22 protein-coding genes are annotated in these 23,465 nt (G+C 71.7%); 9 read left to right on the forward strand and 13 right to left on the reverse strand.

The features are described 5' to 3' along the window. The first annotated feature begins 17 nt into the window (after positions 1–17). Positions 18–1,025, forward strand: coding sequence for a Gfo/Idh/MocA family protein (locus WFI16_RS15330; protein WP_419898696.1), 1,008 nt, complete (start codon positions 18–20; stop codon positions 1,023–1,025). Next, positions 1,022–1,825, forward strand: a complete 804-nt coding sequence (locus WFI16_RS15335; RefSeq protein WP_419898697.1) for a shikimate dehydrogenase family protein — start codon at positions 1,022–1,024, stop codon at positions 1,823–1,825. Before WFI16_RS15330 ends, WFI16_RS15335 begins: the two co-directional genes overlap by 4 nt. On the opposite strand, the gene WFI16_RS15340 is transcribed toward WFI16_RS15335, so the two are convergent. From WFI16_RS15340 to WFI16_RS15360, 5 genes are all read right to left on the reverse strand, one after another. Further along, entirely contained in the window at positions 1,822–2,274 is a 453-nt protein-coding gene (locus tag WFI16_RS15340) for a MaoC family dehydratase (RefSeq protein WP_419898698.1), read from the reverse strand. The genes WFI16_RS15335 and WFI16_RS15340 overlap by 4 nt on opposite strands. Next, positions 2,274–3,047, reverse strand: a complete 774-nt coding sequence (locus WFI16_RS15345) for a 3-ketoacyl-ACP reductase (protein WP_419898699.1) — start codon at positions 3,045–3,047, stop codon at positions 2,274–2,276. Before WFI16_RS15345 ends, WFI16_RS15340 begins: the two co-directional genes overlap by 1 nt. Next, positions 3,044–4,180 (reverse strand): acyl-CoA dehydrogenase family protein, encoded by a 1,137-nt coding sequence (locus WFI16_RS15350; RefSeq protein WP_419898973.1) that lies wholly within the window; start codon positions 4,178–4,180, stop codon positions 3,044–3,046. The genes WFI16_RS15345 and WFI16_RS15350 overlap by 4 nt, the downstream gene beginning before the upstream one ends. 49 nt (positions 4,181–4,229) lie before the next feature. After that, positions 4,230–5,231 (reverse strand): LacI family DNA-binding transcriptional regulator, encoded by a 1,002-nt coding sequence (locus WFI16_RS15355; RefSeq protein ID WP_419898700.1) that lies wholly within the window; start codon positions 5,229–5,231, stop codon positions 4,230–4,232. 119 nt (positions 5,232–5,350) lie between these two features. Beyond that, complete coding sequence (locus WFI16_RS15360) at positions 5,351–7,036, reverse strand: methyl-accepting chemotaxis protein (protein ID WP_419898701.1); 1,686 nt, start codon at positions 7,034–7,036, stop codon at positions 5,351–5,353. Positions 7,037–7,408: 372 nt separating this feature from the next. Here WFI16_RS15360 and WFI16_RS15365 point away from each other — a divergent pair, with 372 nt between their 5' ends. Continuing rightward, a complete protein-coding gene (locus tag WFI16_RS15365; RefSeq protein ID WP_419898702.1) occupies positions 7,409–9,184 on the forward strand; it encodes a uracil-xanthine permease family protein in 1,776 nt (591 codons plus the stop codon). 3 nt (positions 9,185–9,187) lie between these two features. Here WFI16_RS15365 and WFI16_RS15370 read toward each other — a convergent pair whose 3' ends face one another. After that, positions 9,188–10,132, reverse strand: coding sequence for a retroviral-like aspartic protease family protein (locus WFI16_RS15370; RefSeq protein ID WP_419898703.1), 945 nt, complete (start codon positions 10,130–10,132; stop codon positions 9,188–9,190). Between the two features lie 223 nt (positions 10,133–10,355). Between WFI16_RS15370 and WFI16_RS15375 the strand changes: the two genes are divergently transcribed. Continuing rightward, a complete protein-coding gene (locus tag WFI16_RS15375) occupies positions 10,356–10,541 on the forward strand; it encodes a hypothetical protein (RefSeq protein WP_419898704.1) in 186 nt (61 codons plus the stop codon). Positions 10,542–10,564: 23 nt separating this feature from the next. Here the strand turns inward: WFI16_RS15375 and WFI16_RS15380 are convergent, their stop codons facing one another. The 6 genes from WFI16_RS15380 to WFI16_RS15405 all read right to left on the reverse strand — a co-directional run bounded on the left by WFI16_RS15380 (position 10,565) and on the right by WFI16_RS15405 (position 16,941). Then, positions 10,565–11,308, reverse strand: a complete 744-nt coding sequence (locus WFI16_RS15380; RefSeq protein WP_419898705.1) for a hypothetical protein — start codon at positions 11,306–11,308, stop codon at positions 10,565–10,567. 81 nt (positions 11,309–11,389) lie between these two features. Next, positions 11,390–11,857, reverse strand: coding sequence for a hypothetical protein (locus WFI16_RS15385; protein ID WP_419898706.1), 468 nt, complete (start codon positions 11,855–11,857; stop codon positions 11,390–11,392). Between the two features lie 2 nt (positions 11,858–11,859). Next, on the reverse strand, positions 11,860–12,384 hold the full coding sequence (locus tag WFI16_RS15390; RefSeq protein ID WP_419898707.1) for a hypothetical protein: 525 nt from the start codon (positions 12,382–12,384) through the stop codon (positions 11,860–11,862). 183 nt (positions 12,385–12,567) lie between these two features. Further along, positions 12,568–13,689: a hypothetical protein gene (locus WFI16_RS15395; protein WP_419898708.1), complete on the reverse strand. Its 1,122-nt coding sequence runs from the start codon at positions 13,687–13,689 to the stop codon at positions 12,568–12,570. A gap of 79 nt (positions 13,690–13,768) precedes the next feature. Beyond that, entirely contained in the window at positions 13,769–15,292 is a 1,524-nt protein-coding gene (locus tag WFI16_RS15400; protein WP_419898709.1) for a M81 family metallopeptidase, read from the reverse strand. 44 nt (positions 15,293–15,336) lie between these two features. Continuing rightward, the gene (locus tag WFI16_RS15405; protein ID WP_419898710.1) at positions 15,337–16,941 is read right to left on the reverse strand and encodes an ABC transporter substrate-binding protein; all 1,605 of its coding nucleotides are present in this window, start codon (positions 16,939–16,941) and stop codon (positions 15,337–15,339) included. A 203-nt stretch (positions 16,942–17,144) separates the two neighbouring features. On the opposite strand from WFI16_RS15405, the gene WFI16_RS15410 reads away from it, so the two are divergent. The 4 genes from WFI16_RS15410 to WFI16_RS15425 all read left to right on the forward strand — a co-directional run bounded on the left by WFI16_RS15410 (position 17,145) and on the right by WFI16_RS15425 (position 21,927). After that, complete coding sequence (locus tag WFI16_RS15410; RefSeq protein WP_419898711.1) at positions 17,145–18,329, forward strand: lactonase family protein; 1,185 nt, start codon at positions 17,145–17,147, stop codon at positions 18,327–18,329. A gap of 172 nt (positions 18,330–18,501) precedes the next feature. After that, a complete protein-coding gene (locus tag WFI16_RS15415; RefSeq protein ID WP_419898712.1) occupies positions 18,502–20,121 on the forward strand; it encodes an ABC transporter substrate-binding protein in 1,620 nt (539 codons plus the stop codon). Positions 20,122–20,128: 7 nt separating this feature from the next. Further along, complete coding sequence (locus WFI16_RS15420; protein WP_419898713.1) at positions 20,129–21,103, forward strand: ABC transporter permease; 975 nt, start codon at positions 20,129–20,131, stop codon at positions 21,101–21,103. After that, positions 21,100–21,927 carry an ABC transporter permease gene (locus tag WFI16_RS15425; protein WP_419898714.1) on the forward strand — a complete coding sequence of 276 codons (828 nt, stop codon included), beginning with the start codon at positions 21,100–21,102 and terminating at the stop codon, positions 21,925–21,927. The genes WFI16_RS15420 and WFI16_RS15425 overlap by 4 nt, the downstream gene beginning before the upstream one ends. Positions 21,928–22,005: 78 nt before the next feature. Here the strand turns inward: WFI16_RS15425 and WFI16_RS15430 are convergent, their stop codons facing one another. Then, positions 22,006–22,401, reverse strand: coding sequence for an SWIB/MDM2 domain-containing protein (locus WFI16_RS15430; RefSeq protein ID WP_419898715.1), 396 nt, complete (start codon positions 22,399–22,401; stop codon positions 22,006–22,008). Positions 22,402–22,920: 519 nt separating this feature from the next. Between WFI16_RS15430 and WFI16_RS15435 the strand changes: the two genes are divergently transcribed. Beyond that, positions 22,921–23,382 (forward strand): PTS sugar transporter subunit IIA, encoded by a 462-nt coding sequence (locus WFI16_RS15435; RefSeq protein ID WP_419898716.1) that lies wholly within the window; start codon positions 22,921–22,923, stop codon positions 23,380–23,382. The last annotated feature ends 83 nt before the right edge of the window (positions 23,383–23,465 follow it).

The following is a 23,465-nucleotide window of genomic DNA, read 5'->3' on the forward strand; positions in this document are numbered from 1 at the left end:
CAGGGGAGGGGATGGCCATGCCGGTCGGTGTCGGCCTGATCGGGCTCGGCATGGCGGTGAAGCCGCATATGCGCGCATTGCGCGATCTGGAGAAGGCCGGGCGCATCCGGCTGGTCGGCGGCTTCTCGCCCTCGGCGGACCGCCGCGCCGGCTTCGCCGCGCAATGGGGCGCGCCGGTCTTCAGCCGGCAGGAGGCGCTGCTGGACCAGCCGGAGCTTGGGTTGGTGCTGATCCTGACGCCCCCCGGCACGCATCTGCCGCTGGCCGAGACGGTGGCCGCCAGCGGCCGCCACCTGCTGGTGGAGAAGCCGCTGGAGATCAGCGTGGCGCGCGGCGAGGCGCTGGCCGGCCTTGCCGAGGCGGCCGGCGTGCGCTGCGGCGTCTGCCTGCAGCACCGCTTCCGCCCGGGTGCCCTGCGCCTGCGCCAGGCGATCGAATCGGGTGCATTGGGAAAGCTGCTCTCGGCCAGTGCCAGCATCCGCTGGTGGCGCGACTCTTCCTACTTTGCCGAGGCGAGGCGCGGGATGAAGGCGCGCGATGGCGGCGGCGTGCTGCTGACCCAGGCGATCCATTCGCTCGACCTGCTGCTGCACCTGGCAGGGCCGCATCGCAGCGTCGCCGGATTCGCCGCCACCTCGCCGCTGCGCGCCATCGACACCGAGGACATCGTCGCCGCCGCCCTGCGCTTCGAGAATGGCGCGCTGGGCGTGATCGATGCCACCACCGTCGCGCGGCCGGGCTATCCGGAGCGGATCGAGATCGCCGGCACCGAGGGCTCGGCGGTGCTGGAAGCCAGCCGCCTGGTGCTGCATCGCGGCGGCGAGGTCGAGCGGATCGGCGAGGATCTGGCCGGCGGCGGCGGCGCCGATCCGATGGCCTTCGACCACCGCCCGCACCGCGCGGTCCTGGTGGAGATGCTCGATGCCATCGAGCAGGATCGCGCGCCGTCGAACGATGCCCGCTCGGCCCTGCGGGTGCAGCGGCTGATCGAGGACCTTCTGAGGGATGCGGAGACCCGTGCATGAGCATCACCGGCACCACCCGGCTTTTCGCCATCATCGGCGACCCGGTCGCGCCGCTGCGCTCGCCGGCGCTGTTCAACGCGGCCTTCGCCCGGCTGGGGCGTGACGCCGCCTTCCTGCCGATGCAGATCCCGGCCGGACGGCTGGAGGAAGCCTGGCCCGGCCTGACGGCGATGGAGAATCTCGACGGGCTGGTGGTCACCATGCCGCACAAGGAAGCGGTGGTGCCGCTGCTGCAGGCGCTCGGGCCGACGGCGCGGCTGACCGGCACGGTGAACACCGTCCGCCGCCGCGCGGAGGGCGGCTTCGAGGGCGAGATGTTCGACGGCGAAGGGTTCCGGGACGGGCTGGAACGTGCCGGTCACGCGCCACAGGGAAAGAGAATTCTGCAGATCGGCTGCGGCGCGGCGGGGCGGGCCATCGCCTTCGCGCTCGCCCGCGCCGGCACCGCGCAGCTGTCGCTGCAGGATGCGGCGCCGGGCCGGGCCGAGGCGCTGGCCGCGCAGCTGCGCCAGCATTTCCCGGCGCTGTCCTGCAGCCATGCCGGCGCCGCGATCGCCGGCCAGGACATCATCGTCAATGCCACACCGATGGGGCTGCGCGAGGGCGACCCGATGTCGCTGGACCCCGCGCTGCTTTCGCCGGATCAGGTGGTGGCCGATGTCATCCCCAATCCCGAGGTGACGCCGCTGATCGCCGCCGCCCGCGCGCGCGGCTGTCCGACCGTCACCGGCCGCGCCATGCATGAAGGCCAGGCGCGGTTGGCCGCGGCCTGGCTCGGCATCGAGGGTTGGGAAGGCTAGGCCGCCACCCGCCGATGCACCATGAGGTCGTTCTGGCCTTCCTGAACGACCTCGTGCTTCTGGTTCAACAGCGAGAAATCGAGCGTGACGATGCCGCGATCGGCATGCCGGGTCGGGCGGCAGGCGGCGACGCACACCGTCGCCTGCAGCCGGTCGCCGATCAGGATCGCCCCGGTGAAGCGCCAGCGCCAGCCGAGCGAGACGATGGCGGCGAGCTGCGTCTGCGCCCGGTTCTTCAGCCCATCCGCCAGCGCCAGTCCCAGAATCCCATGCGCCACCCGGCCGGGATAGCCGAGCGACTGCGCATAGCGGTCATCCATGTGGATGTCGAAGAAGTCGCCGGACAGGCCGGCAAAGGCCAGGATATGGGCCTCGGTCACCTGGATGCCGCCGGTCTGCCAGGACAGGCCGGGGGCGATCTCGTCGAAATGCAGGCGGTTGTCGGTCATCACAGCCTCCCCAGATGCAGCCCGCCATCGACATGCAGCGCATCGCCGGTGCTGAAGGGCAGGTCGCCGGCGGCCAGCAGGGCGATGGTGCGGCCGATATCGCTGGCCTCGCCCCAGCGGCGCATCGGCGACAGCCCGTCGGCGATGCGCTGCTCGTAGCGGGCGGCGACCGGCGCGGTCATCTCGGTGCGGATGACGCCGGGGCGGATCTCATGCACCGCGATGCCTTCCTCGGCCAGGCGCACGGCGAAGACCTTGGCGATCATCGAGACGGCCGCCTTCGAGGCGCAGTACTCGCCGCGATCCGGCGAGGCCAGCACCGCATTGGCCGAGGAGACGAAGACGATGCTGCGCGTGCCGGGGGCAGGGGCGGCGATCATCGCCCGGGCCACCGCCTGGGTCAGGAAGAAGCTGCCGCGCGCATTGATGCCCTGCGCCCGGTCCCAGGATTCGACCGAGACGTCCAGCAGGTCACCGCGCCGCAGCGCGCCGACGCCGGCATTGTTCACCAGGCAGGCGAGGTTTCCCCCTGCGCTGGCCGCCGCGACCAGCGCGGCATGGCTGGCCAGATCGGCCAGGTCGAAGCGGCGGAAGGCGAAGCAACCGCCCGCCGCCTGGACCAGCGCGGCGGTTTCGGCAGAGCCTTCCTCGTCGATATCGGCACAAAGGATATCAAAGCCGCGCGCGGCCAGCGCCTGGCAGGCGGCGCGGCCGATGCCGCGGCGGCCGCCGGTGACCAGCGCCAGGGGACGGGTCGAAGAAGGGGCGCTCATGCCAGCAGGCTCCTTGCCATGATCATCCGCTGGATCTGGTTGGTGCCCTCGTAGATCTGCGTGATCTTGGCGTCGCGGAACAGCCGCTCCACCCGCACCCCGCGGATATAGCCGGAGCCGCCATGGATCTGCACCGCATCCGCCGTGCGCGCCACCGCGGCATCGGAGGCGAAGCACTTGGCCATGCTGGCTTCCAGGGTCGCCCGCGCGCCGCTGTCGAGGATCTGCGCCGCGTGATGCACCATCAGCCGCGCCGCATGGGCGTCCTTCGCCATGTCGGCGATCATCCACTGCACCGCCTGGAATTCGGCGATGGCCTGGCCGAACTGTCTTCTCTGCTTGGCATAGTCGATGCTGTCGTCGAGCGCCGCCTGCAGGATGCCCAGCGCCAGCGCGGCGATGCCGATGCGGCCCTTGTCCAGCACCGACATCATCATGTGGAAGCCGCGCCCCTCCTGGCCCAGCATCGCGTCCGATGCCAGCCGCACCCGGTCGAAGCGCAGGCCGCCGACCGGCGAGGCGCGCTGGCCCATCTTGTGCTCCTTGCGGTCGCGCGACACGCCGGGGCTGTCGAGATCGACCAGGAAGATCGACATGCCGCGATGGCCCGCCGCCGGATCGGTGCGCGCCAGCACGGCGGCGAAATCGGCGACCGGGGCGTTGTGGATCCACAGCTTGGCGCCCTCCAGCACCCAGCCCTCGCCATCGCGCACCGCCCGCGTCTTCAGCCCGGCCAGGTCCGATCCCGCCTCGGCCTCGGTCAGAGCATAGGCGCAGCGCCGCTCGGCCCGCAGCAGCGGCCGCAGGTAGCGGTCCTGCTGAACAGCCGTGCCATGCTCGGTCAGCAGCGTGCCCAGCAGCTCGACCAGCCCGACCTGGTCGGCGACCGAGGCATAGCCGCGGCCGAGCTCCTCCATCACCAGCGCATAGGAGAGAACATCGGCACCGACGCCGCCCAGCGCTTCCGGCACGCAGATGCCGAACAGCCCGGCCTCGGCCAGCCGCTGGTAGAGCTCGGCCGGATAGCGCTCGGTCTCGTCGAGCTCGGCGGCGAGTGGCGCCACCGCCTCCTCGGCGAAGCGGCGCGCGGCGTCACGCAGCGCGCCATGCAATTCGCTGGCGCCCCTGGGCATCGCGGTGTCTGGCACCGTCTTTCCTCCCCTGCAGTATGCGAACAGAAGTCTAGGCGGCCCTCCGCTGCTGGGCGCCGCAGGATTCGCGGATCACCAGGGCAGGCGGCAGGATCTCGCGCAGCGGTTCCGCCTCGGGCGTGGTGATGCGATGCAGCAGCACGCGCGCCGCCGCCTGGCCGATGACATGCGGCGAGACGCGGATCGTGGTCAGCGGCGGATACCAATGCGCCGCCTCGCGCACATCGTCGAAGCCGACCAGCGCGACGTCGCGCCCCGGCATCCGGCCGCTGCGCTGCAGCCCCATGCCGGCGCCGAAGGCGACCGAATCGTTGAAGCAGACCAGTGCCGTCGGGCCTTTCGCCGTCAGAGCCTCGGCCGCCACCGAGGCCGCGCCGATCTCGGTGCGGCAGGGCAGGTGCTCCGGCGTTAGCCCGGCCCGCGCCATGGCCCGCGCATAGCCCTCCCAGCGCCCCGTGCTCACCGAGTTCTTCGCGGCACCGCCCAGGAAGGCGATCCGGCGATGGCCGAGCGCCAGCAGATGCTCCGTCGCCAGCCGCGTGCCGGCGCGGTTGTCCGGCCCGGCATGCGCGCCGCGGCGAAAGCTGCGCACCACCGTCGCATGCGGCAGCTGCCAGGCGCGCAGCTCCTCCGACAGCGTGGCCGGCGTGCCGGTGGCCGGCATGATCAGCACGCCATCCACCGGCTGCTCGCGGAAGCGCTCCAGCATGCGCCGCTGCCGCACCGGCGATTCCGCCGTGTTGGCCAGCATGGTGACGTAGCCGGCCTCGTCCAGCGCCTCCTCCACGCCGGCGGTCAGCTCGGCATAGAAGGGGTTGGTGATCTCGCAGACCAGCAGCCCGATGGTGTGCGACCGGCCCGAGCGCATCATGGCCGCCGACCGGTCATAGACATAGCCCAGCCGCGCCGCCGCTTCGCGCACCGTGCGCCGCGTCTCCTCGCGCAGCTTGCTGTCGTCGCGCAGCGCCAGCGCCGCGGTGGACAACGCCACCCCGGCCTCGCGGGCGACATCCTTGATCCGAACCCGTTGCATTCTCATCAGAGTGGAACGTTCCAATTTCACCGTCAAGGCACCGTGTGCGGCACAAGGCCAGGGGGCGTGCAGGCCCCCTGGCTCTTTCCTCGCTCGAAAGGGTCCGCCGCGCGGCGCGGCTAGGCCGCGCGCACCTTCGACACGAAGTCATCCACCGCGCCGGTCAGCTGCTCGGACTGGCGCGACAGGTCGGTGGCGGCGGCCAGCACCTGGCTGGCGGCGGCGCCGGTGCTGCTGGCGCCCTGGCCGACCGAGGCGATGTTCATCGTCACCACGCCGGTCGCCTGCGCCGTCTCCTGCACGGTGCGGGCGATCTCGGCGGTGGCGGCGCTCTGCTCCTCGACCGCGGCGGCGATCGCCACGGTGATGCGGCTGACCTCGTCGATCGTGCTGGCGATGGCGCCGATCGCCGCCACGGCCTGATGCGTCGCCTGCTGGATCGAGCCGATCTGCGCGCCGATCTCCTCGGTCGCCTTGCTGGTCTGGTTGGCCAGGTTCTTCACCTCGGAAGCCACGACGGCGAAGCCCTTGCCGGCCTCGCCGGCGCGCGCCGCCTCGATGGTGGCGTTGAGGGCGAGGAGATTGGTCTGGCCGGCGATCGAGGTGATCAGGTTCACCACCTCGCCGATCTTGCTGGCGCCCTCGGCGAGCACGCGCACCGTCGCATCGGTCTCGCGCGCGCGCTCCACCGCCTGGCCGGAGACGCTGGTCGCCTGGGTCACCTGCCGGCTGATCTCGGAAATCGAGGCGGAGAGCTGCTCGGCGGCCGAGGCGACGGTCTGCACGCCGCCGCTGGCGGCCTGCGCCGCGCCCGCCACGGAATTCGCCTGGGCATTGGTTTCCTCCGCGGTGCCCGACATGCTGCGCGCGGTCGCCTCCAGCTCGGTGGCCGCCGAGGAGACGACGCCGACCATGTCGCCGACCCGCGCCTCGAAGGCGGCGACCAGCTGCGCCAGGACCTCGGCGCGCTTCTGCCGGGCTTCCTGCGCGGCGGCCTGCTCGGCGGCCAGCGTATCGGCGTGCTGCAGGCCGGTACGGCATTCGTCGACGGCGCGCGACATGTCGCCCACCTCGTCGCCGCGCGCCAGCTCGGGCAGGCTGACCGCATAGTCGCGCTGGGCGACGCGGCGCAGCGCCGCGGCCAGGCCGACGATGCTGCGGGCGATGTGGCGGTCGAGGAAGATGGCCGAGGCCAGCCCGACCAGCAGCGCCACCAGCAGCCCGGCCCCGGTCGCCCAAACCGCCTCGCGGTACTCCGCCGCCGCCTCGGCCGCCGCCGCACTGGCGCCCGCCTCGTTGAGGTCGCTGAGCTGGTCCAGCGCGGTGAACACCAGGCGGATGGCGGCGTAGCCCTCGCCGTTGAAGCGGGCGATGGTGGCCCGGTCCCCGCCCGGCGCCGCCAGGAGCTGCTGCATCAGCCCCTGATAGGCGTCATAGCTCTGGCGCGCCTGCGCCAGCAGCGCCTCCTCGGCGGGGCTGGCGGTCAGGGCCGCGACGTCGGCGAAGTATTTCAGCGCCTCCTGGTGCATCTTCCGCAGCTCCGCCTCGCCGCTGGCGCGCTCGCCGGCCTCCTCGGTGCCCAGCTGCCGGGCGGCGCGGCTGCGCTGCAGGCTCAGGCTGTACTGGAGTTGGCCGATGCTGCGCACCGAGGGCAGCCAATTGGTCTGCAGCGCCTCGACCCCGCTCTGGACGCGGCTGACCTGCTGCAGGCCGATCCCTCCCACCACCATGGTCAGGAAGACCACGAGGCCGAAGGCCCCCAGCAGCTTGCTGCGCAGCCTGAGGCGGGAGAGCAGATGGCGCATCGACGAACCTTAATGATGTATTGGAACCTATCCCCACAATAGCGTGATAAGTGACCTAATTATTAACTCCCCGCTGGTGCTGCCACAGGCCGGCCTGCTGTCCCGCATGGCTCATCACGTCGCCGCGCCAGATGGTGGGAACCGTCTCGCTGCTGCTTCCATGCCAAGAAAAAGAAGACGAATGGCGCAAAGCCAGGCACCCGGCTCCCCAATGGAACCGGTAACAGGCGAATCATGATGATTTTAAAGGCTTCCCCTTGACTTGCCGCTTGGGGAAAATCCACTTCCTGCCGCCACGCCTCGTCAGCGGCTTCTTCCGGAATCCGCCTCGATGCACTGCTGGTCTGCCTTGTTTCCCCTTGGTGCCGCGAGGTGACCGGCTGGCGCGACCGTCTCCTGCCCCCCGCGCGCGACCCGCAGGCGCCGCCGCGCAGCCGGCCGGAGGGCATGCTCTACGGCGTCGATGACCGGCTGCCCCCTGGCCTGCTGCTGGGCATGGGGCTGCAGCACGCGCTGCTGGCGCTGGTCTTCGCGCTCTATGCCGCCATCGCGGCCGAGGGCATGGGCTTCGATCCGCGGCAGACCGTCGCCTATGTCAGCGCGACCGTGCTGGTGATGGGGCTGGGCACGCTGATCCAGGCGCTGTCCTGGCGCCTCGGCGCCGGCATGCTCCTGGTCACCATCCCCAGCGCCGGGCGCATCCCGGTGCAGGTCGCGCTGGTGCTGCACGAGGGCCTGGCCGCCACCATGGGCGCCACCATCGCCGGCGGGCTGCTGGCGCTGGCCATGGCGCGGCTGATCCCGCGGCTGCGCAGCCTCTTCCCGCCCGAGGTGATCGGCGTGGTGCTGGTGATGATGGGCGTCACCCTGGTCACCGCCGGCATGACCCGCGCCACCGGCCTGAGCCTGGCCGGCGGCACGCTGCAGGGTTCCGCCGTCCTGGCGGCGCTGGCCACCATCGGCTGCCTGGTCGGCATCGCCGTCTGGGGCGGCCCGGCGCTGCGCCGTGTGGCGCTGCTGGCCGGGGCCGTGGCCGGCACGCTGACCGTCGCCCTGACCGGCCAGCTGCCCTCGGCCGACACGCTGCGGGCCATGCCGCTGGTCGAGCTGCCGGTGCTGGGCCTCGCCCTGCCGCTGCCGGAATTCCGCCTGGTGCCGATCCTGGTGGTCGCCATCACCCAGTTCATCACCATCATGGACCAGTTCGGCGGCGCCCTGACGATGGACCGCATGACCGATGCCCGCTGGCGCCGCGCCGATATGGGGCTGGCGGCGCGGGCGGTCACCGGCCTCGGCCTGACGCATGTGCTGTTCGGCCTGACCGGGACGCTGCCGGGCGGCTCCTCCTCGGCGCATATCGGCCTGGTGCATGCGACCGGCATCGCCGCCCGCCGCGTCGGCCTGGCCGCCGGGCTGATCCTCATGGCCGCCGCCTTCCTGCCGCCGGTGGCCGGGCTGCTGGTGCTGACGCCGGCGCCGGTGGTCGGCGGCATCCTGCTCTACACCGCCGCCTACATGATCAGCGCCGGCATCGAGCTGATCATGGCGCGGATGATGAACCCGCGGCGCAGCTTCACCGTGGGCCTGGCGATCGTGCTGGGCAGCGCGGTGATGCTGCTGCCGGAGCTCGGCCGCCAGGCGCCGGAATGGCTGCAGCTCAGCCTGCGCTCCGGCCTGACCGTCGGCGCCGCCACGGCGGTCGCGCTGAACGCGCTGTTCCGCATCGGCATCCGCCGCCAGCTGCGCCAGGCGCTCGACCCCGGGCGCGAGGCGGCGGAGGCGGCCGAGCTGCTGGAGGCCGGCGGCCGGCTCTGGGGCGTGCGGCAGGAGACGGTGCTGCGCGCCGGCCATGCGGTGGGCGAGGCGCTGGAGGCCCTGCGCGCCGCCGGGCTGGAAGACCGCGTCACCCTGGCCGCCAGCTTCGACGAATTCTCCTTCGCCTGCCGGCTGTCCTATCGCGGGGCGGCGCTGCCGCTGGGCGAGGCGCGGGCGCCGGAGGCGGCGGCGCTGCTGCAGGGCGACGACCCGGAGGCTGCCGAGGCGGCGATGCGGCGGCTGTCAGCCGTGATCATCCGCCGCCTGGCCGATCGCAGCGCCGCCCGCCAGCGCGGCGCCGAGGCCGAGCTGCTGCTGGTCTTCAACCATTGAGGGCTATGGCGCGGCCACGGCATCGAGGAACAGCCGCCGCCGCGCATAGGACAGCCAGAAGCGGCGCTGGCCGATGACATCCTGGCCCAGCGCCATGGCGTAGGGGCGGCGCTCCAGCGCGGCGACCAGCACCGGATGGTCGTGCAGCGTCAGCCCGGCGAAGTCGAGCTGCGGCAGGCGCCAGGCCTGGGTGACGACGGTCTCCTCGCCGACGCCGTGCAGCCGAGGGCCCGTCGGCGCATCGGCCGGCATGCCGAGGGCGATGGCCAGGCGGCGGTCCAGCACCGTGCGCTGCGCCCCGGTGTCGAACAGCGCCGGCACCGCCCGGCCATTCACCCGCAGGGTGACGATCGGCACGGCCTCGCCATAGAGCTCGATCGGGATGCTCTGCGACGGCGTGGGCCAGCGCGGCCCGCCGGCGCCGCAGCCCTGGCCCGGCCAGAGCGTCAGCTGGCCTCCCGGCGTGTCCATCTCCAGCTCGTGCACCCGCAGCACATCGGCACCGAGCAGGCCCAGCCGGTCGCGCCGCGGCGGCGCGCCATGCCGGACGACCGGCACCGTCAGCCCCCGCATGGTCAGGGAGCCGAGCGTCAGCTCGCTCACCAGGGCATTGGCTTCATGGCTGCTGCCGCCGATGCCCCGGGCCTGGGTGCGCCGCAGCCCGTCCTGCGTCAGGCCGAGCGCCGCGGCCCCCTCCGGCAGCAGCGCGGTGCGCGCCGCGCCGGTATCGACCAGGAAGACGGCCGGCTGGCCATTGATGGTGAGCAGGGTCAGCGGGACGTTGCCATCATTGACCAGCGGCAGCCGGTTCGCCTGCTCCGGCAGGCAGGTCGCCGCACAGGCGCCGAGGAACAGCAGTGGCAGCAGGGCTAAGCGGCGGTGCCAGGGACCATGCCAAGGACGATGCCCAGGGCGATGCCGGGGGCGGGCGGGCAGGGCAGGCGGCATCGGGCGGCTCCGGTCAGGCTGGCCCCAGGCGGGCGACCCTGCGGCCTTAGCCGTTGCGGCGGCAGCCGGGAAGCCGGCCGAGCTGTGGCTTCATGGTCACAGCCGCGCCGCCTCGCGCCGCCGCGTCTTCGCGCCTGCAACCGGCAGCAGCGGCGGCTCGTTACAGCAGCGAGAAACAACGGGCGAGCATGAAGGGGGCAGCCAAGCTTCCGGAGGCAAGACCATGACACGGCATGACGCGAGCAAGGACCAGGCAGAGAGGATGATGCACCGGCGCACCCCCGCGGATCAGGCCTTCGATCGCTGGCTGCAGGACGGCCTGCAGCGCCGCCACCCCGCCACGGCGGAGGAGGAGATCCCCCCCGAGCTGATCGCCCTGGTGCTGGAGACCGCCCGCACTGGGCGTTGAACCGGGCGTTGAAGCGCGCCGGCTCAGCCAGCGCGGCGATACAGGCCGCTGAAGGTCACGTTCATGCCGCCGCAGCGCAGATTGTCCTGCACCACGAGATAGGGGCCGAGCAGTTGCATCCGGACGCGACAGCTGTCCGGCCCGCCTTCCGCATAGGCCCGGCTGCGCTCGCCATCGCTGCTGAAGCCCATCTGCGCGCCTGACGGGCGTGCCTCCGCCGCCAGCGAACCGATATTGACGCCGCCGCGCTCGACCCGCGCCGGATCGTCGCTGCCCCAGCTGGCGCTGCCGCCGATGCGCAGGCCCTGGCCCTCGACGCTGATGTCGATCTCCTGCTCATAGGCCTGGGCACCGTACCAGCTGCCCTGCCAGGCCTCGGGCGCGGCCGTGGCGGGCGGCGCCAGCGGTTCCAGCGCGCTGGCCGGCAGCCAGCCGCTGGTCAGCCGGCGGCGGGTGTTGAGATAGGTGGCACAGGCGAAGCCACCCTCGCGGCGCGAGATCACCACCACATCCCCCGGCGTCAGGAAGGCCCGGCCGGGCTCGGCCGACGCGTCGGGGCGGGACCGGAAGAACAGCCGCGCGCTGTCCCGGCCGACGGTTGCCGCCTCGAAGGTGTCATCGCCGGGGCGGACCCCCCAGCAGCCATTGTCCTGGGCCCGTGCCGCCGGCCGCTGCCCCTCCCGGGGCTGGGCCTCGGCCGGCAGGGGGCGGAGGGCCAGGCCGCCCAGCGCCGCGGCGGCCAGGAAGGGCAGGAGGTTCAGCGGCATCGGCCAGGGTATCCTCGAGGGCGGGCGGCAGCCTGCCGGGACCGCCGGCCGCCGGCAATCGGCCACCGCCCGCGCCCGTGCCTATTTCGCCTGGCAGGCGTCGAACAGCGCCGCCATCCCGGCCGAGGAGCCGGCCAGGGGAACGGTCTCGGTCTCGCCCTCCAGCGTGATCGACAGGCTGCCGCCGGTGGTCAGCAGGCGGCGCCAGGCGGCATCGGCCTCGAAATCGCCGATCAGCATCAGCGCATCGCCCAGCTCCTGCATCTCGCCCCGCATCGCCAGGCGCTGCTGCCCGCCGGGGGTGGCGAAGTCGACCTGCACGGTGCTGCCGTCGCGGGCGCGGTCACGCTCCTCCAGCAGGCGCATCTCGACCCGGTGGCCGCCGCGGCGGCAGAACAGGGCCAGCGACTGGTCGCTGGTCTCCGGCACCTCGCGCGCCACCAGCAGGCCCTCGCCGGTCTGCCGCATGGCCCAGTGCATCTCCTGCGCCGTGGCCGGCAGAGCGGCTAGCCCCGCCAGAAGCGCCAGGGCCGTCATCCTCGTCAGCATGCTCAGCGGTTCTCCAACCCATTGGCGGCGCGCTGCTGCCGGATCTTCTCCCGGCTGGCCAGCACGGTCTCGCGCAGTTCTGCCAGTCCGGCGCGGATCCGCGCCAGGGCCGCCTCGTGGCCCGGCTTGGGGGTGGCGGCATTGGCATGGGCCGCGTCCCAGTCCAGCGCCGCCTGCAGGCTGGCGGCCAGCGCGTCAACGTCGCCGAAGGCCCATTCGTTGATCGGCCGGCCGACGGATTCATTCAGCGCGGCATAGAGCGCCGGCTCGCCGTCGCGCGGCAGGTCCGGCGTCACCGCCAGGCGGAACCGGGCGCGCAGCTGCGCGACATAGAGCCAGCGCACCGCCTCCTGCCGCGGCCCCTCGCGGAAGCGCCGCGCCGCCAGCGCATAGAGGCCGGCCGGCGGCAGGGTCTCGGCCTGCTGCTCCAGCTCGGCCAGCGGCATCCGCATGAAATCCTGCGCCGCGGCGGGGCAGGCCAGCAGCAGGAGAAGCGCCGAGCGCCGGGTCAAGCCATGCTGAGCCATCTCTGTCCGGTATCCTGAAGGCGGCCGGCAGGAAGGCCGCGCCGCGGCGGCGGCGGGCGGCTCCCGATGGCCCGCCGGTGGCGGAAGCGCCGCACCCCGTCTGCCGGGAAGCGCGGCGGCGCCGTCACCATCGCCGGGCGGCAGAGGACGGGCAATTCAACAAAAGCGGCAGCGCGGTGGCCCTCAGTGACGGATGAAGGACAGCACGATCTCGAAGGCGATCAGCAGCAGGATGGCGGTCTCCAGCACCTCGGCGCGGCCGCCGGCGGCCTCGCCATGCAGGGCGGTGTAGGTGTCGCGGATGATCGCCAGCTTGCGATCCACCGCGGCGCTGACCTCGGGGACACGGAACAGGTCCATCGCCGCGGCATAGACGCGGGCGAGATAGACGTCCTCCGTCACCTGCAGCGCATTGTCGACGCGCTCGGCCAGCTGGCTGACCTCGGCCACCAGCATGTGCAGCTGCTGCGCCAGCCCGGCATAGCGGCGCGAGGCCAGCAGGTGCGAGCGGCGCCGTGCCGCCTCGACCAGGTCGCGCATGCGCGGCAGTTCGGCATCGAGCAGCTCGTCATAGCTGCGCATCTCCAGCAGCTGCGCATTGGCCATCTCGATGACGTCGGCGACATCGGTCTCGCGCCGCGGCTCGTAGATGAAGGCACGGTCCCAGGTCAGCACCACCAGGTCGTCGGTGTGGTAGGAGAAGCCCTGGCGCAGCAGGTCGCGGCGGGCGCCCTCCGACAGCGGCCGGGTCTCGCCCGACAGCAGCGGCACCAGATCGGCCTGCTGCTGCAGCGCTGCCGCGGTCATCGGCCGGTCGAAGGCATCGACCACGGCGATCAGATAGTCCTCCTGCAGCGGCGCCGCGCTCGGGCGGATGAAGGCCTCGCCGAGCAGCGCGCGCAGCTGCGCCAGCAGCGCATCCCAGGGCGCATCGACCGCCTCCAGCCCCGTGGCATGGTCGAGGCGGTTGGCCAGGGCGGTGAAGCCCTCCCAGTCCAGCCCGCCGGCCGGCAGCTTCAGGGTGAAGGCGGCGACGCCGAAATCATAGAGGCGGATGCCGCCCTGGGCGGTGACCGTCTCGGCGCCGAGGCGCAGCGCCACCGGGCCGAGCGGCAGGGCGAGCGGCGGCACCCCGAAGGAGACCGCCTTGGCGGGGGTGCCGGCCAGGCGGCTGCGGGCGCTGGGCCCCTGGGCGCGGGCGGCCCAGAGCGCCTCCGCCCGCTTCAGGTCGATCTCATAGGCCAGGTCGAAGAGGCGCAGCGCCACCACCTGGCCCGAGGCCACCTGCAGGCTTGCCGTCGTCATCATCCGCCATCCGCTGTTCCGGGCGGGGCTTAGCGGTGGCGGCGGCGCCTGCCACGCGACAGTTTGGTGACAGCGAGGCTCAGCCCGGCGACCATCGGGTCGCCGGGTCGAGCGGCCAGATCGGCCGCGGCACATGGCGGAAGGGGATGCGCGCCAGCATCGGCGAGACCAGGCCGGGCCCGTCGATCTCCAGGATGCGCTCATCGGGGAAGAGGTCGTCGAAGCCGGCGCGGAAATGGCCGCGCGACTTGACGACGATGCCGCGCAGCGCCCGGACGTCGATGCCCAGATGCTCCAGCATGGCGGTGTCCAGGCACTGGTGGCGGATCGAGACGAAGACCACCTCGATCCTCCCCGCCAGCCGCAGCCAGGCGGTGGGGCCGAGCGACTGCTTCCTGCCGGCGATCATGCCGCGGCGGCCGACGATCTCGCCGTCGGAGAGCGCCATGACCTCCGCCTCGACCTCGAGCGGATCGCTGCCCGGAAAATCCTCGCCACGGTTCAGATGGGCGGTGAAGCGGGCGCCCCGGCCCCGCGCATGCGCCTCGGCGGCCAGTGCCGGGTCGTAATGGATGGCGAAGGCGGTGCCGGTGATGCCGGCATCGAGGAAGGCGCGCAGCACGGCCGAGGTATTGCCGCGCCCGCCGCCGCCGGGATTGTCGGCGACATCGGCGAAGAGCAGCGGCGGCAGGGCAGGATTCCCGACCACCTCCTGCAGCCGGGCGACGGCGGTCTCGATCGGCATCAGCTTCGCCACCAGCTCCTCGCGCCGGTCCCAGAGCAGGGTGGCGATCTCGGTGGCGACGCGCTGCGCCGCGGCCTGATCGCCACGCGCGGTGACGATGACGCTCATGCCGTTCTTCGGGCTGTCGCCCAGGCTGAAATTGCCGAGGACGGAGACATTGATGATCGGCCCGGTGGTCAACTGCTGGCCGCGCTCGATGGCGGCGCCATAGGGGCCACGGTCGGAGAGCAGCGCCACCGAGGGCGGCAGCAGCGGCAGCCGGATGAAGGCTTTGGCCGTCTTCACCCCCGACAGCAGCGCGCGCATCCCGACGGCCGCTTCGGCACCGCGGGCGCGCATGTCGGTATGCGGGTTGGTCCGATAGGCGATCAGCAGGTCGGTGTGCTCGACCATCTCGGCACTGACATTGGCGTGCAGGTCGAGGGTGGAGACGATCGGCACATCCGGCCCGACGACGCGGCGGAGCATGGCGTAGAGCACGCCCTCCGGATCCGGGTCGATGGTGGCCGAGGCGGCGCCATGCGCCTCGACATAGACCCCGTCGAGCGGTAGGGCGGCGCGCAGCCCGGTTTCGAGCAGCGCCAGGAAGCGGTCGAAGAAGGACTGCTCGACCGGGCCGCTGGCACCGGCGCCGGTGATGGCGACGGGCAGCGGCGTCCAGGGGCCGGCCGCGTCCATGGCAGCGACGAAGCCGACCAGCCCGCCCGGGTCGCGCGGCGTGGCGCTGCGCACATCGGCCAGCAGGTCCTCGCCCTGCAGCCAGAGTTTCGCGCGGAACTCCTCCTCGGTGGCCGGTGGCGCGAAGCCATTGGCCTCCAGCATGAAGCCGAGCAGGGCGATGCGGGGCGGGGCGGTCATGGGCGGGGCTTTCGTCACGGCAAGGGGCGGGGCGGCCGGCGGCATCAGCCGCGCCGCACCCCCCAGAAGATCGGGAAGGAGGCGGGCACGACATCGACGATGTCGCTGCGATAGGCGGTCGGGTTGAAGATCTGGCCGACCGGGATGAAGGGCACTTCCTCGAAGGCGATCACCTGCATCTCGGCGGCGATCCGCTTCTGCTCCGCCAGGTCCGGCGCGTCGAGCCACTGGTCGCGCAGCGCCTCCAGCCGCGGGCTGGTCGGCCAGCCGAACCAGCCCTGCGGGCCATTGCCGCGCAGCGGCACGTGGCTGGAGGGATCGGCGACCGTCAGCCCCTCATAGGTGGTGGTGAACAGGCTCCAGCCGCCCTTCTCCGGCGGCTCCTTGCTGGTGCGCCGCTGCACCAGCGTGCCCCAGTCCATGCTGGCGAATTCGATGGTCAGGCCGAGATTCTTCAGCAGGTCGACGGTGACCTGGGCGAAGGCCGCCTGCACCGGATAGTCGGAGGGCGACATGACGATGATGCGCTCGCCCTTGTAGCCGCTCTCCTGCACCAGCCGGCGGCTCTGCGCCAGGTCGCGCGGGGCGGTCAGCGCCTGCAGGCCGGCCTCGTTGGCCATCGGCAGGCCCGGGGTGAAGACGCCGCAGGGCAGGTGGAACAGCTCCGGCTCGGCGCCGACGGCCGCCGCCATGAAGTCGGCCTGGTTGACCGCCGAGAGCACCGCGCGCAGCAGCTTCGGATTGTCGAAGGGCGGGTGGAGGTGGTTGATCGCCAGCATGCCGACGACGCCGACCTTGTCGTGCACGGCGACCTTCACGTTGCGCATCTTCCGCATGCTGGCGAGGAGGTCGTAGTCGGGGCGCTGGATCCAGTCGACCTCGCCATTCTGCAGCGCGCCCATGGCGGTCGCGCTGTCCGGCATCACCAGCCATTCGACGCGGTCGAAATGCGCCACCTTGCCGCCGGCCATGAAGCTCGGCGCGCCGTCGCGCGCGCGATAGGCCGGGTTGCGGCGATAGACGGCGCGCGAGCCGGAGACCCATTCATCAACCGGGAAGGTGAAGGGGCCGCTGCCGATGTATTCGCGGATCTGCTGGAAGGGATCGGTTTTGGCGATCCGCTCGGGCATCATGAAGCAGCTGTCGGCCAGCGCCCGCGGGATCAGGCCATAGGGCTTGTTCAGCCGGATCTCGAAGCGGGTGTCGTCGAGCGGCACCATCGCCTCGGTGCGCGCCAGCAGGGTCTGGCCGAGCGGGCGGCGGCGGGCCCAGCGCTGGATGCTGGCGATGCAATCCGCCGGCCGCACCTTCTCGCCATCGCTGAAGGCCAGGCCGTCGCGCAGGGTGAAGCGCCAGGTCAGCCGGTTGTCCGACAGCTCGTGCCCGGCCAGCATCTGCGGCTGCGGCTCGAACTGCGCATCCAGCCCGAAGAGCGTGTCCCAGATCATCGCGCCGTGGTTGCGGGCGATGGTGGTGGTGGTCCAGACCGGGTCGGGATTGGCCAGGTTGCCCTCAGGCACGAAGCGCAGCACGCGGGCATTGCCCTGCGCCAGGGCGGGGGCGGCCAGGGACGTGGCGAGAGGCCCGGCCAGGGCCAGGGCGGCGCCGCTTCCCAGCAGGCGGCGGCGGGTCAGATCGGATGCGGGCATGGCTTCGCTCTCCTCGACTGCCCCGGATCATGCGCCGGCCTGCGACGGCTGGCGAGGGGGCATGCGGCGGCAGCCTCGCAATCGCCGTGCCACGCATTTGGTATTTGCCGCCGCCTCCGCGCCGAGCGGAGACTGCGCGCCGGCCTGGCGCGCCGACTCGATGCGCCTCCGCAAAGATGAACGAAAGTACAGGGAAGAACGTCATGAGGAAGTCCCAGGGGAAGCGCCTCTGGCTGGCCGCCACGGCGCTCGCGCTGGCCGCCAGCCTGCCGGCGGCGGCGGAGATCGCGGTCTCCGGCAACGACAACAAGCGCGCGCTGGTCGATGGCGTGAACACGGTGGTGCGCGACCCGAAGCCGGACACCATCGCGGTGATCGACCTGGCCGGCGGCGAGCCGCGCGTCATCGGCCAGCTGGCGGTGCCGCATTCGGTGATCGGTCCGCCCAACTCGATCGCCGTCAGCCCGGATGAGCGGCTGGCGCTGGCAAGCTCGGCCGAGAAGATCGACCCCGCCGACCCGGCGAAGACCGTGCCCGACAACCGCGTTTCGGTGATCGATCTTTCCTCGATGCCGCCGAAGCTGCTGGCCACGCTCGAGGTCGGCGCCGGGCCCTCGGGCGTGTCGATCAACCCGGCCGGGACGCTGGCGCTGGTGGCCAACCGCAATGGCGGCACGGTCTCGGTGCTGAAGATCGCCGGGCAGCAGGTCAGCGTCGTCGGCACGGTGACGATCGGGGCGGCGAATACCGGCGCCTCGCATGCGCAGTTCACGCCGGACGGACGGCATGCGCTGGTGACGCGCGACAATGACAGCATCGTCTCGGTGCTGCGCATCGAGGGCGAGACGGTGACCAAGCTGGAGCGCGACCTGACCGCCGGCGTCAGGCCCTATTCGGCGGCGGTGTCGCCGGGCGGCTGGGCGGTGGTCGGCAATGTCGGGCGCAGCGTCAACAACACCGGCGACATGGACACCGTCAGCCTGATCGACCTGTCGCGCGAGCCGTTCCGCACCATCGACACGGTGACGGTGGGACCGACGCCGGAGGGGGTGATGGCCAGCCCCGACGGCGTCCATGCGGTCGCGGTCGTGCACAACGGCTCCGGCCGCGCGCCGGCCGATCCGCTGCGCGGCCGCTCGATGGTGAAGCTGCTGAAGGTGGAGAATGGCCGGCTGTCGGTGGTGGCCGAGGCGCCGGCCGGCGACTGGGTGCAGGGCATGGCCTTCTCGCGCGACGGCCGGACGCTGCTGATCGGCAACATGGCCGACCGGCAGGTGGCGATCTACCGCATCGAGGGCGACCGGCTGGAGGCCACCGGGCGGAGCCTGCCGGTGGAGGGCGGCCCGGCGGCGCTCGGCACGGTGCCGGTGACGTTGCGGCGGAACTGACCGGACCAGGAAGAAGGCAGGGCGGTATTGCCCTGCCTGTTTTCGTGAATTACCGAGGGGTGCGGCGCGCGCCCGACTTGCGCGGGGCCGCCTTGCAGCGTCGAGGGCGGCATTTGACGAAAGGACAAAGTTTAATATAAGGCGGCGGTATCAAAATTACGGAAACGCCGCCATGCCGCATCCCCTTCTGTCGCGCCGACTGCTGCTCGCCGGGATGGGCATGGCCGGAATGGGCATCGGCCAGGCCACCGCCCAGGCGCCGGGACCGCAGCCCTCGGCCGAGCCGCGGCGCGGCGGCACGCTGACCGCCATCGTCCAGCCGGAGCCGCCGACCCTGGTCTCGGCGCTGAATGCCGGCGCGCCGACCGGCGTGGTCTCGACCAACATCTTCGACGGTCTGTTCTCCTACGACTGGGACATGGGGCTGAAGCCGGCGCTGGCGACGCGCTGGGAGGTCGCGGCCGACGGGCTGGCGCTCACCTTCCACCTGCGCCCCGGCGTGCGCTGGCATGACGGCCAGCCCTTCACCGCCGAGGACGTGAAGTTCTCCCTGGAAGAGATCTGGCGGAAGATCCACCCGCGCGGCCGGGCCACCTTCGCCAATGTCGAGGCGGTGGAGACGCCGGACCCGCTGACCGTGGTGCTGCGGCTGAAGCAGCCCTCGCCGGTGATCCTGGGCGCGCTCAACGCCTATGAATCGCAGATCCTGCCGAAGCACCTCTATGCCGGCGGCGATGCGCTGGCCAATCCGCTGAACCTGAAGCCGGTCGGCACCGGGCCCTTCCGCTTCAAGGAATGGGTGCGCGGCGAGCACATCATCCTCGAGCGCAACCCGGACTACTGGGATGAGGGCAAGCCCTATCTCGACCGCATCGTCTTCCGCATCGTGCCCGACGCGACCGCCCGCGCCGCGCTGCTGGAGACCGGCCAGGCGCAATACGCCCCCTACAGCCCGGTGCCGCTGACCGATGTGGCGCGGCTGCGGGCGCTGCCGGGCATCGTCATCGAGACGCGCGGCTATGAGTGGATCTCGCCCTGGCTGTTCCTCGAATTCAACCTGCGCAAGCCCGAGCTCGCCGATGTCCGCGTCCGCCGCGCCATCGCCCATGCGGTGAACCGCGATGTCATCGCCAGGACGGTGTGGCACGGCTTCGGCAAGGCAGCGGTCTCGACCATCCCCTCCACGGTCACCCGCTTCCACAATGCCCAGGTGCCGCAATATCCCTTCGACGTGAAGAAGGCCGAGGCGCTGCTGGACGAGGCCGGGCACAAGCGCGGCGCCGACGGCATGCGCTTCGCCCTCAGCCATGATTTTCTGCCCTATGGCGACGATTACCGCCGCACCGGCGAGTATGTGCGGCAGGCGCTGCGGCGGGTCGGCATCGACCTGACCCTGCGCAGCCAGGATACGCCGAGCTATCTGCGCCGCGTCTTCGGCGAGTATGAGTTCGACATTTCCAGCTCCTGGGCCTCCTCCTTCTCCGACCCGCAGATCGGCGTGCAGCGCTTCTACTGGTCGAAGACCATCAACAAGGGCACGCCCTGGACCAATGCCTCGGGCTATGCCAGCCCGGCGATGGACCAGGTGATCGAGGCGGCGCAGCGCAGCGCCGATCCGGCCGAGCGGACCCGCCTGTTCAACGAGATGCAGCGCCTGGCGGCCGAGGACCTGCCCTGCCTGCCGCTGATCGAGCTGAACTTCTTCACCGTGCACGCGAAGAAGCTGCATGACGTGGCGCTGGGGCCGGACGCGGTCTATGCCTCGCTGAAGCACGCCTGGCTGGAGGGCTGATCCGTCCATGGCAGTGCTGCGGCAGGCGGGCCAGCGCCTGGTCCAGGCGGTGCCGGTGCTGTTCGGCGTGGTCGCGGTGAACTTCCTGCTGATGCAGGCGGCGCCCGGGGACCTGGCCGACGTGCTGGCCGGCGAGCAGGGGGCGGCGACGCCCGAGATGATGGCGGAGCTGCGCGCCCGCTTCGGGCTGGACCAGCCGCTCTGGGTGCAGTTCGCGCATTACATCGGCAATCTGCTGACCGGCGATTTCGGCTATTCGCACCGGCTGGGGCTGCCGGTGCTGACGCTGATCCTGGAGCGGCTGCCGGCAACGCTTCTTCTGATGTTGCCGGCGGTGTTCCTGGCGGCGGGCTCCGGCATGGTTCTGGGCGGTTGGGCGGCGCGCAGGGCAGGGACCTGGCTCGACGGGGTGATTTCAGTCGGCGTGCTCATTGCCTACGCCACGCCGCTGTTCTGGGCCGGGTTGATGGCGATCGTCGTCTTCGCCGTGCAGCTGCAATGGCTGCCGGTGGGGGGGATGCGCGATCCTGCGGCGGCCTCGACCGGGCTGGCGCTGGTGGCCGATGTCGCGCGGCACATGGTGCTGCCGGTCTGCAGCCTGGCGCTGTTCTATGCCGCGCTCTATGCCCGGCTGATGCGGGCCTCGATGCTCGCTGCCCTGCAGCAGGACTATATCCGCACCGCGCGGGCCAAGGGGCTGTCGCCCTTCCAGGTCGAGGCGGTGCATGCCGGGCGCAACGCGCTGCTGCCGGTGCTGACCATGGTGGGGCTGCAGGCCGGCAGCCTGATCGGCGGCGCCGTGCTGGTGGAGACGGTGTTCAGCTGGCCCGGCCTCGGCCGGCTGGCCTTCGACGCCATCCTGCGGCGCGACCTGAACCTGCTGCTCGGCATCGTGCTGGTCAGCTCGATGACCGTCATCCTGGTGAATTTCGTGGTCGACCTGCTCTATGGCCTGGCCGATCCGCGGGTGCGCGCGGCATGAGGCGGCTGGCCCGCCTGCTGCTGCGGCCGCGTGCGCTGGTCGGGCTGCTGCTGGTGCTGGGGCTGGGCGCCATGGCGCTTGGCGCCCCCTGGCTCTTCCCGGACGATCCGATGGACATGGTGGGCAGCCCCAGCCTCTGGCCCGGGGAGGAAGCCGGCTTCTGGCTGGGCACCGACCTGATGGGCCGCGACATCGCCGCCGGCATTTTTCACGGTGCCCGGGTTTCCTTGCTGGTCGGGCTGAGCGCGGCCGGCATCGCGCTGCTGCTCGGCACGCTGGTCGGCGCGCTGGCCGGCTTCTGGGGCGGCGTCGCCGACAGCCTGCTGATGCGGTTCACGGAAATCTTTCAGACGATGCCGCCCTTCCTCTTCACCATCGCGGTCGTCGCGGTGCTGGGGCCTTCGATCGGCAACGTCATCTTCGCCATCGGCATCACCTCCTGGCCCGCCGTCGCCCGGCTGGCGCGGGGCGAGGTGATGGCGGTGCGCCGGCGGGATTTCGTCGATGCGGCGATCTGCTGCGGCACGGCGCCCTCGGGGCTGCTGCTGCGGCACGTGCTGCCCAATGCGCTGTCGCCGATCATCGTCACCGCCTCGGTGCTGATGGCCACCGCCATGCTGACCGAGGCCGGGCTGTCCTTCCTGGGCCTCTCCGATCCGAACCGGGTCTCCTGGGGCTCGATGATCGGCGGCGGGCGGGAGGCGCTGCGCACCCATTGGTACATGGCGGCCATCCCCGGCGTGGCGCTGGCGCTGGCGGTGCTCGGGCTGAACCTGCTGGGCGACGTGCTGGACGACGTCATGGACCCGCGGCGCGGCGCCTAGGCTCCCCAAACGGAAGCCGGGCCGGCGATGGGGGTCGCCGGCCCGGGGCCTTGCCGATCCTTTCCCGGTAGGGAGGGATCAGCTCAGATGGGCGGCCAGGTGCTTGTTCATCTCGAACATGGTCACCTTGTCCTTGCCAAAGATCGGCCGCAGCTTGTCGTCGGCGATGATCTCGCGCTTGTTCTCCGGGTTCTGCAGCGCGTTGGACTTGATGTAGTCCCACATCTTGCTGACCACCTCGCCCCGGGAGAGGGTGCCGCTGCCGACCACGGCGGCGAGCTCGGCGCTGGGCTTCAGCGGCGTCTGCAGCGCGTTCGGCTTCGCCTTGCCGGCGCTCTTCGCGGCGGTCTTGCCGTCGCCCTGGCTGGCACTCTTCGCGGCGGACTTGGTCTCGGTCTTCTCGGCGCTCTTGCCGTCGGCCTTCTTGGCAGCAGCCTTGGCCGGCTCGGCCTTGGCGGCGGATTTCGCGGGCATGCTCTGCTCCCCCTCTCGGCGGCGGGGCGACCGGCCCTCCGGTCTCTGCGCGCCACCCGCAGCAGCAGCGCTTCGCGGGGCGGAAAGTTTCCCGCCGGCCTGGCCAACGAGGTCGGCGCCCTGAACCGCAAGGGAGACCAGTCGGCCCAGTAAAATTTTTTCCCGTTACTGGCGCCTATTTGTCGGATTCGGATTCTATAGAACTCTGAAAATGAACCTATATGTCTTTCAGGAGTTTTCGTGAAAAAGAATAATAATGGGGAGAAAATGGCGGGCGGCGGCCGATTTGCAATGCTTGCCGGACTAAGGCTATAGTGTGAACGGAGTTTAATCCGCCCGGGACAGCCGGCCGGGGCGGATAGCGTTGCCCGCCTGCCCGACCGCCCCCGATCAATCAGGACGGGGCAGGGGACGGCACACAAGGTGACGATCCTGCCGTCGGTGCGGCCTCGCGCCGCCGCCCGCCCGCATCCGCTGCGGCGCCCGGGTCAGGCGGGGAGGCCGAGTTTGGAGAAGCCTATGGCCATTGCCGACCTGTTCCCCGCCGCCGAGGGCATCCTCTCCCTCACCGTGGCCAACAAGACCGACCTGATCGAGCAGCTGGGCGACCGCGCGGCCGACCGCCTCGGCCGGCCGCGCGAGGAGATCGTCGAGGCGCTGCAGGCGCGCGAGCGGCTGGGCTCGACCGCGCTTGGCCGCGGCGTCGCCCTGCCGCATACCCGCCTCGAGGGCCTGACGCGGCCGCTGGCCATCCTGGCCCGGCTGACCCGCGGCATCGAGTTCGACGCCCGCGATGGCGAGCCGGTGGACCTGGTCTTCATGGTGCTCTGGCCCGAGGAGGCCTCGGAGGGCTTCCTGCCGGCGCTGTCCACCATCTGCAAGGTGCTGCGCGACAATCAGCTGCCGCGCCAGCTGCGCCAGGCCGGCTCGGCCGAGGAGGCCCTGGCCATGCTGCAGGCCTCGGACCAGCCAGGAGCCTGACGGGGCGCGCCCCGTGAGACCGCGCCGGGGCGGGGCAGGAGGCCGCGCCTCTCGAGGGTGACCCAGCCATCCTCGTGGAAGAC

The organism is Roseomonas sp. USHLN139 (assembly GCF_037145735.1).
In the GTDB taxonomy this organism is placed as follows: domain Bacteria; phylum Pseudomonadota; class Alphaproteobacteria; order Acetobacterales; family Acetobacteraceae; genus Pseudoroseomonas.

What these genes read in the sequence shown, in the direction of transcription:
- WFI16_RS15330 (WP_419898696.1), top strand. Translation starts at nt 18, where the DNA reads ATGCCGGTCGGTGTCGGCCTGATCGGGCTCGGCATGGCGGTGAAGCCG.
- WFI16_RS15335 (WP_419898697.1), top strand. Translation starts at nt 1,022, where the DNA reads ATGAGCATCACCGGCACCACCCGGCTTTTCGCCATCATCGGCGACCCG.
- WFI16_RS15340 (WP_419898698.1), bottom strand. Translation starts at nt 2,274, where the DNA reads ATGACCGACAACCGCCTGCATTTCGACGAGATCGCCCCCGGCCTGTCC.
- WFI16_RS15345 (WP_419898699.1), bottom strand. Translation starts at nt 3,047, where the DNA reads ATGAGCGCCCCTTCTTCGACCCGTCCCCTGGCGCTGGTCACCGGCGGC.
- WFI16_RS15350 (WP_419898973.1), bottom strand. Translation starts at nt 4,180, where the DNA reads ATGCCCAGGGGCGCCAGCGAATTGCATGGCGCGCTGCGTGACGCCGCG.
- WFI16_RS15355 (WP_419898700.1), bottom strand. Translation starts at nt 5,231, where the DNA reads ATGCAACGGGTTCGGATCAAGGATGTCGCCCGCGAGGCCGGGGTGGCG.
- WFI16_RS15360 (WP_419898701.1), bottom strand. Translation starts at nt 7,036, where the DNA reads ATGCGCCATCTGCTCTCCCGCCTCAGGCTGCGCAGCAAGCTGCTGGGG.
- WFI16_RS15370 (WP_419898703.1), bottom strand. Translation starts at nt 10,132, where the DNA reads ATGCCGCCTGCCCTGCCCGCCCGCCCCCGGCATCGCCCTGGGCATCGT.
- WFI16_RS15375 (WP_419898704.1), top strand. Translation starts at nt 10,356, where the DNA reads ATGACACGGCATGACGCGAGCAAGGACCAGGCAGAGAGGATGATGCAC.
- WFI16_RS15380 (WP_419898705.1), bottom strand. Translation starts at nt 11,308, where the DNA reads ATGCCGCTGAACCTCCTGCCCTTCCTGGCCGCCGCGGCGCTGGGCGGC.
- WFI16_RS15385 (WP_419898706.1), bottom strand. Translation starts at nt 11,857, where the DNA reads ATGCTGACGAGGATGACGGCCCTGGCGCTTCTGGCGGGGCTAGCCGCT.
- WFI16_RS15390 (WP_419898707.1), bottom strand. Translation starts at nt 12,384, where the DNA reads ATGGCTCAGCATGGCTTGACCCGGCGCTCGGCGCTTCTCCTGCTGCTG.
- WFI16_RS15395 (WP_419898708.1), bottom strand. Translation starts at nt 13,689, where the DNA reads ATGACGACGGCAAGCCTGCAGGTGGCCTCGGGCCAGGTGGTGGCGCTG.
- WFI16_RS15400 (WP_419898709.1), bottom strand. Translation starts at nt 15,292, where the DNA reads ATGACCGCCCCGCCCCGCATCGCCCTGCTCGGCTTCATGCTGGAGGCC.
- WFI16_RS15405 (WP_419898710.1), bottom strand. Translation starts at nt 16,941, where the DNA reads ATGCCCGCATCCGATCTGACCCGCCGCCGCCTGCTGGGAAGCGGCGCC.
- WFI16_RS15410 (WP_419898711.1), top strand. Translation starts at nt 17,145, where the DNA reads ATGAGGAAGTCCCAGGGGAAGCGCCTCTGGCTGGCCGCCACGGCGCTC.
- WFI16_RS15415 (WP_419898712.1), top strand. Translation starts at nt 18,502, where the DNA reads ATGCCGCATCCCCTTCTGTCGCGCCGACTGCTGCTCGCCGGGATGGGC.
- WFI16_RS15420 (WP_419898713.1), top strand. Translation starts at nt 20,129, where the DNA reads ATGGCAGTGCTGCGGCAGGCGGGCCAGCGCCTGGTCCAGGCGGTGCCG.
- WFI16_RS15425 (WP_419898714.1), top strand. Translation starts at nt 21,100, where the DNA reads ATGAGGCGGCTGGCCCGCCTGCTGCTGCGGCCGCGTGCGCTGGTCGGG.
- WFI16_RS15430 (WP_419898715.1), bottom strand. Translation starts at nt 22,401, where the DNA reads ATGCCCGCGAAATCCGCCGCCAAGGCCGAGCCGGCCAAGGCTGCTGCC.
- WFI16_RS15435 (WP_419898716.1), top strand. Translation starts at nt 22,921, where the DNA reads ATGGCCATTGCCGACCTGTTCCCCGCCGCCGAGGGCATCCTCTCCCTC.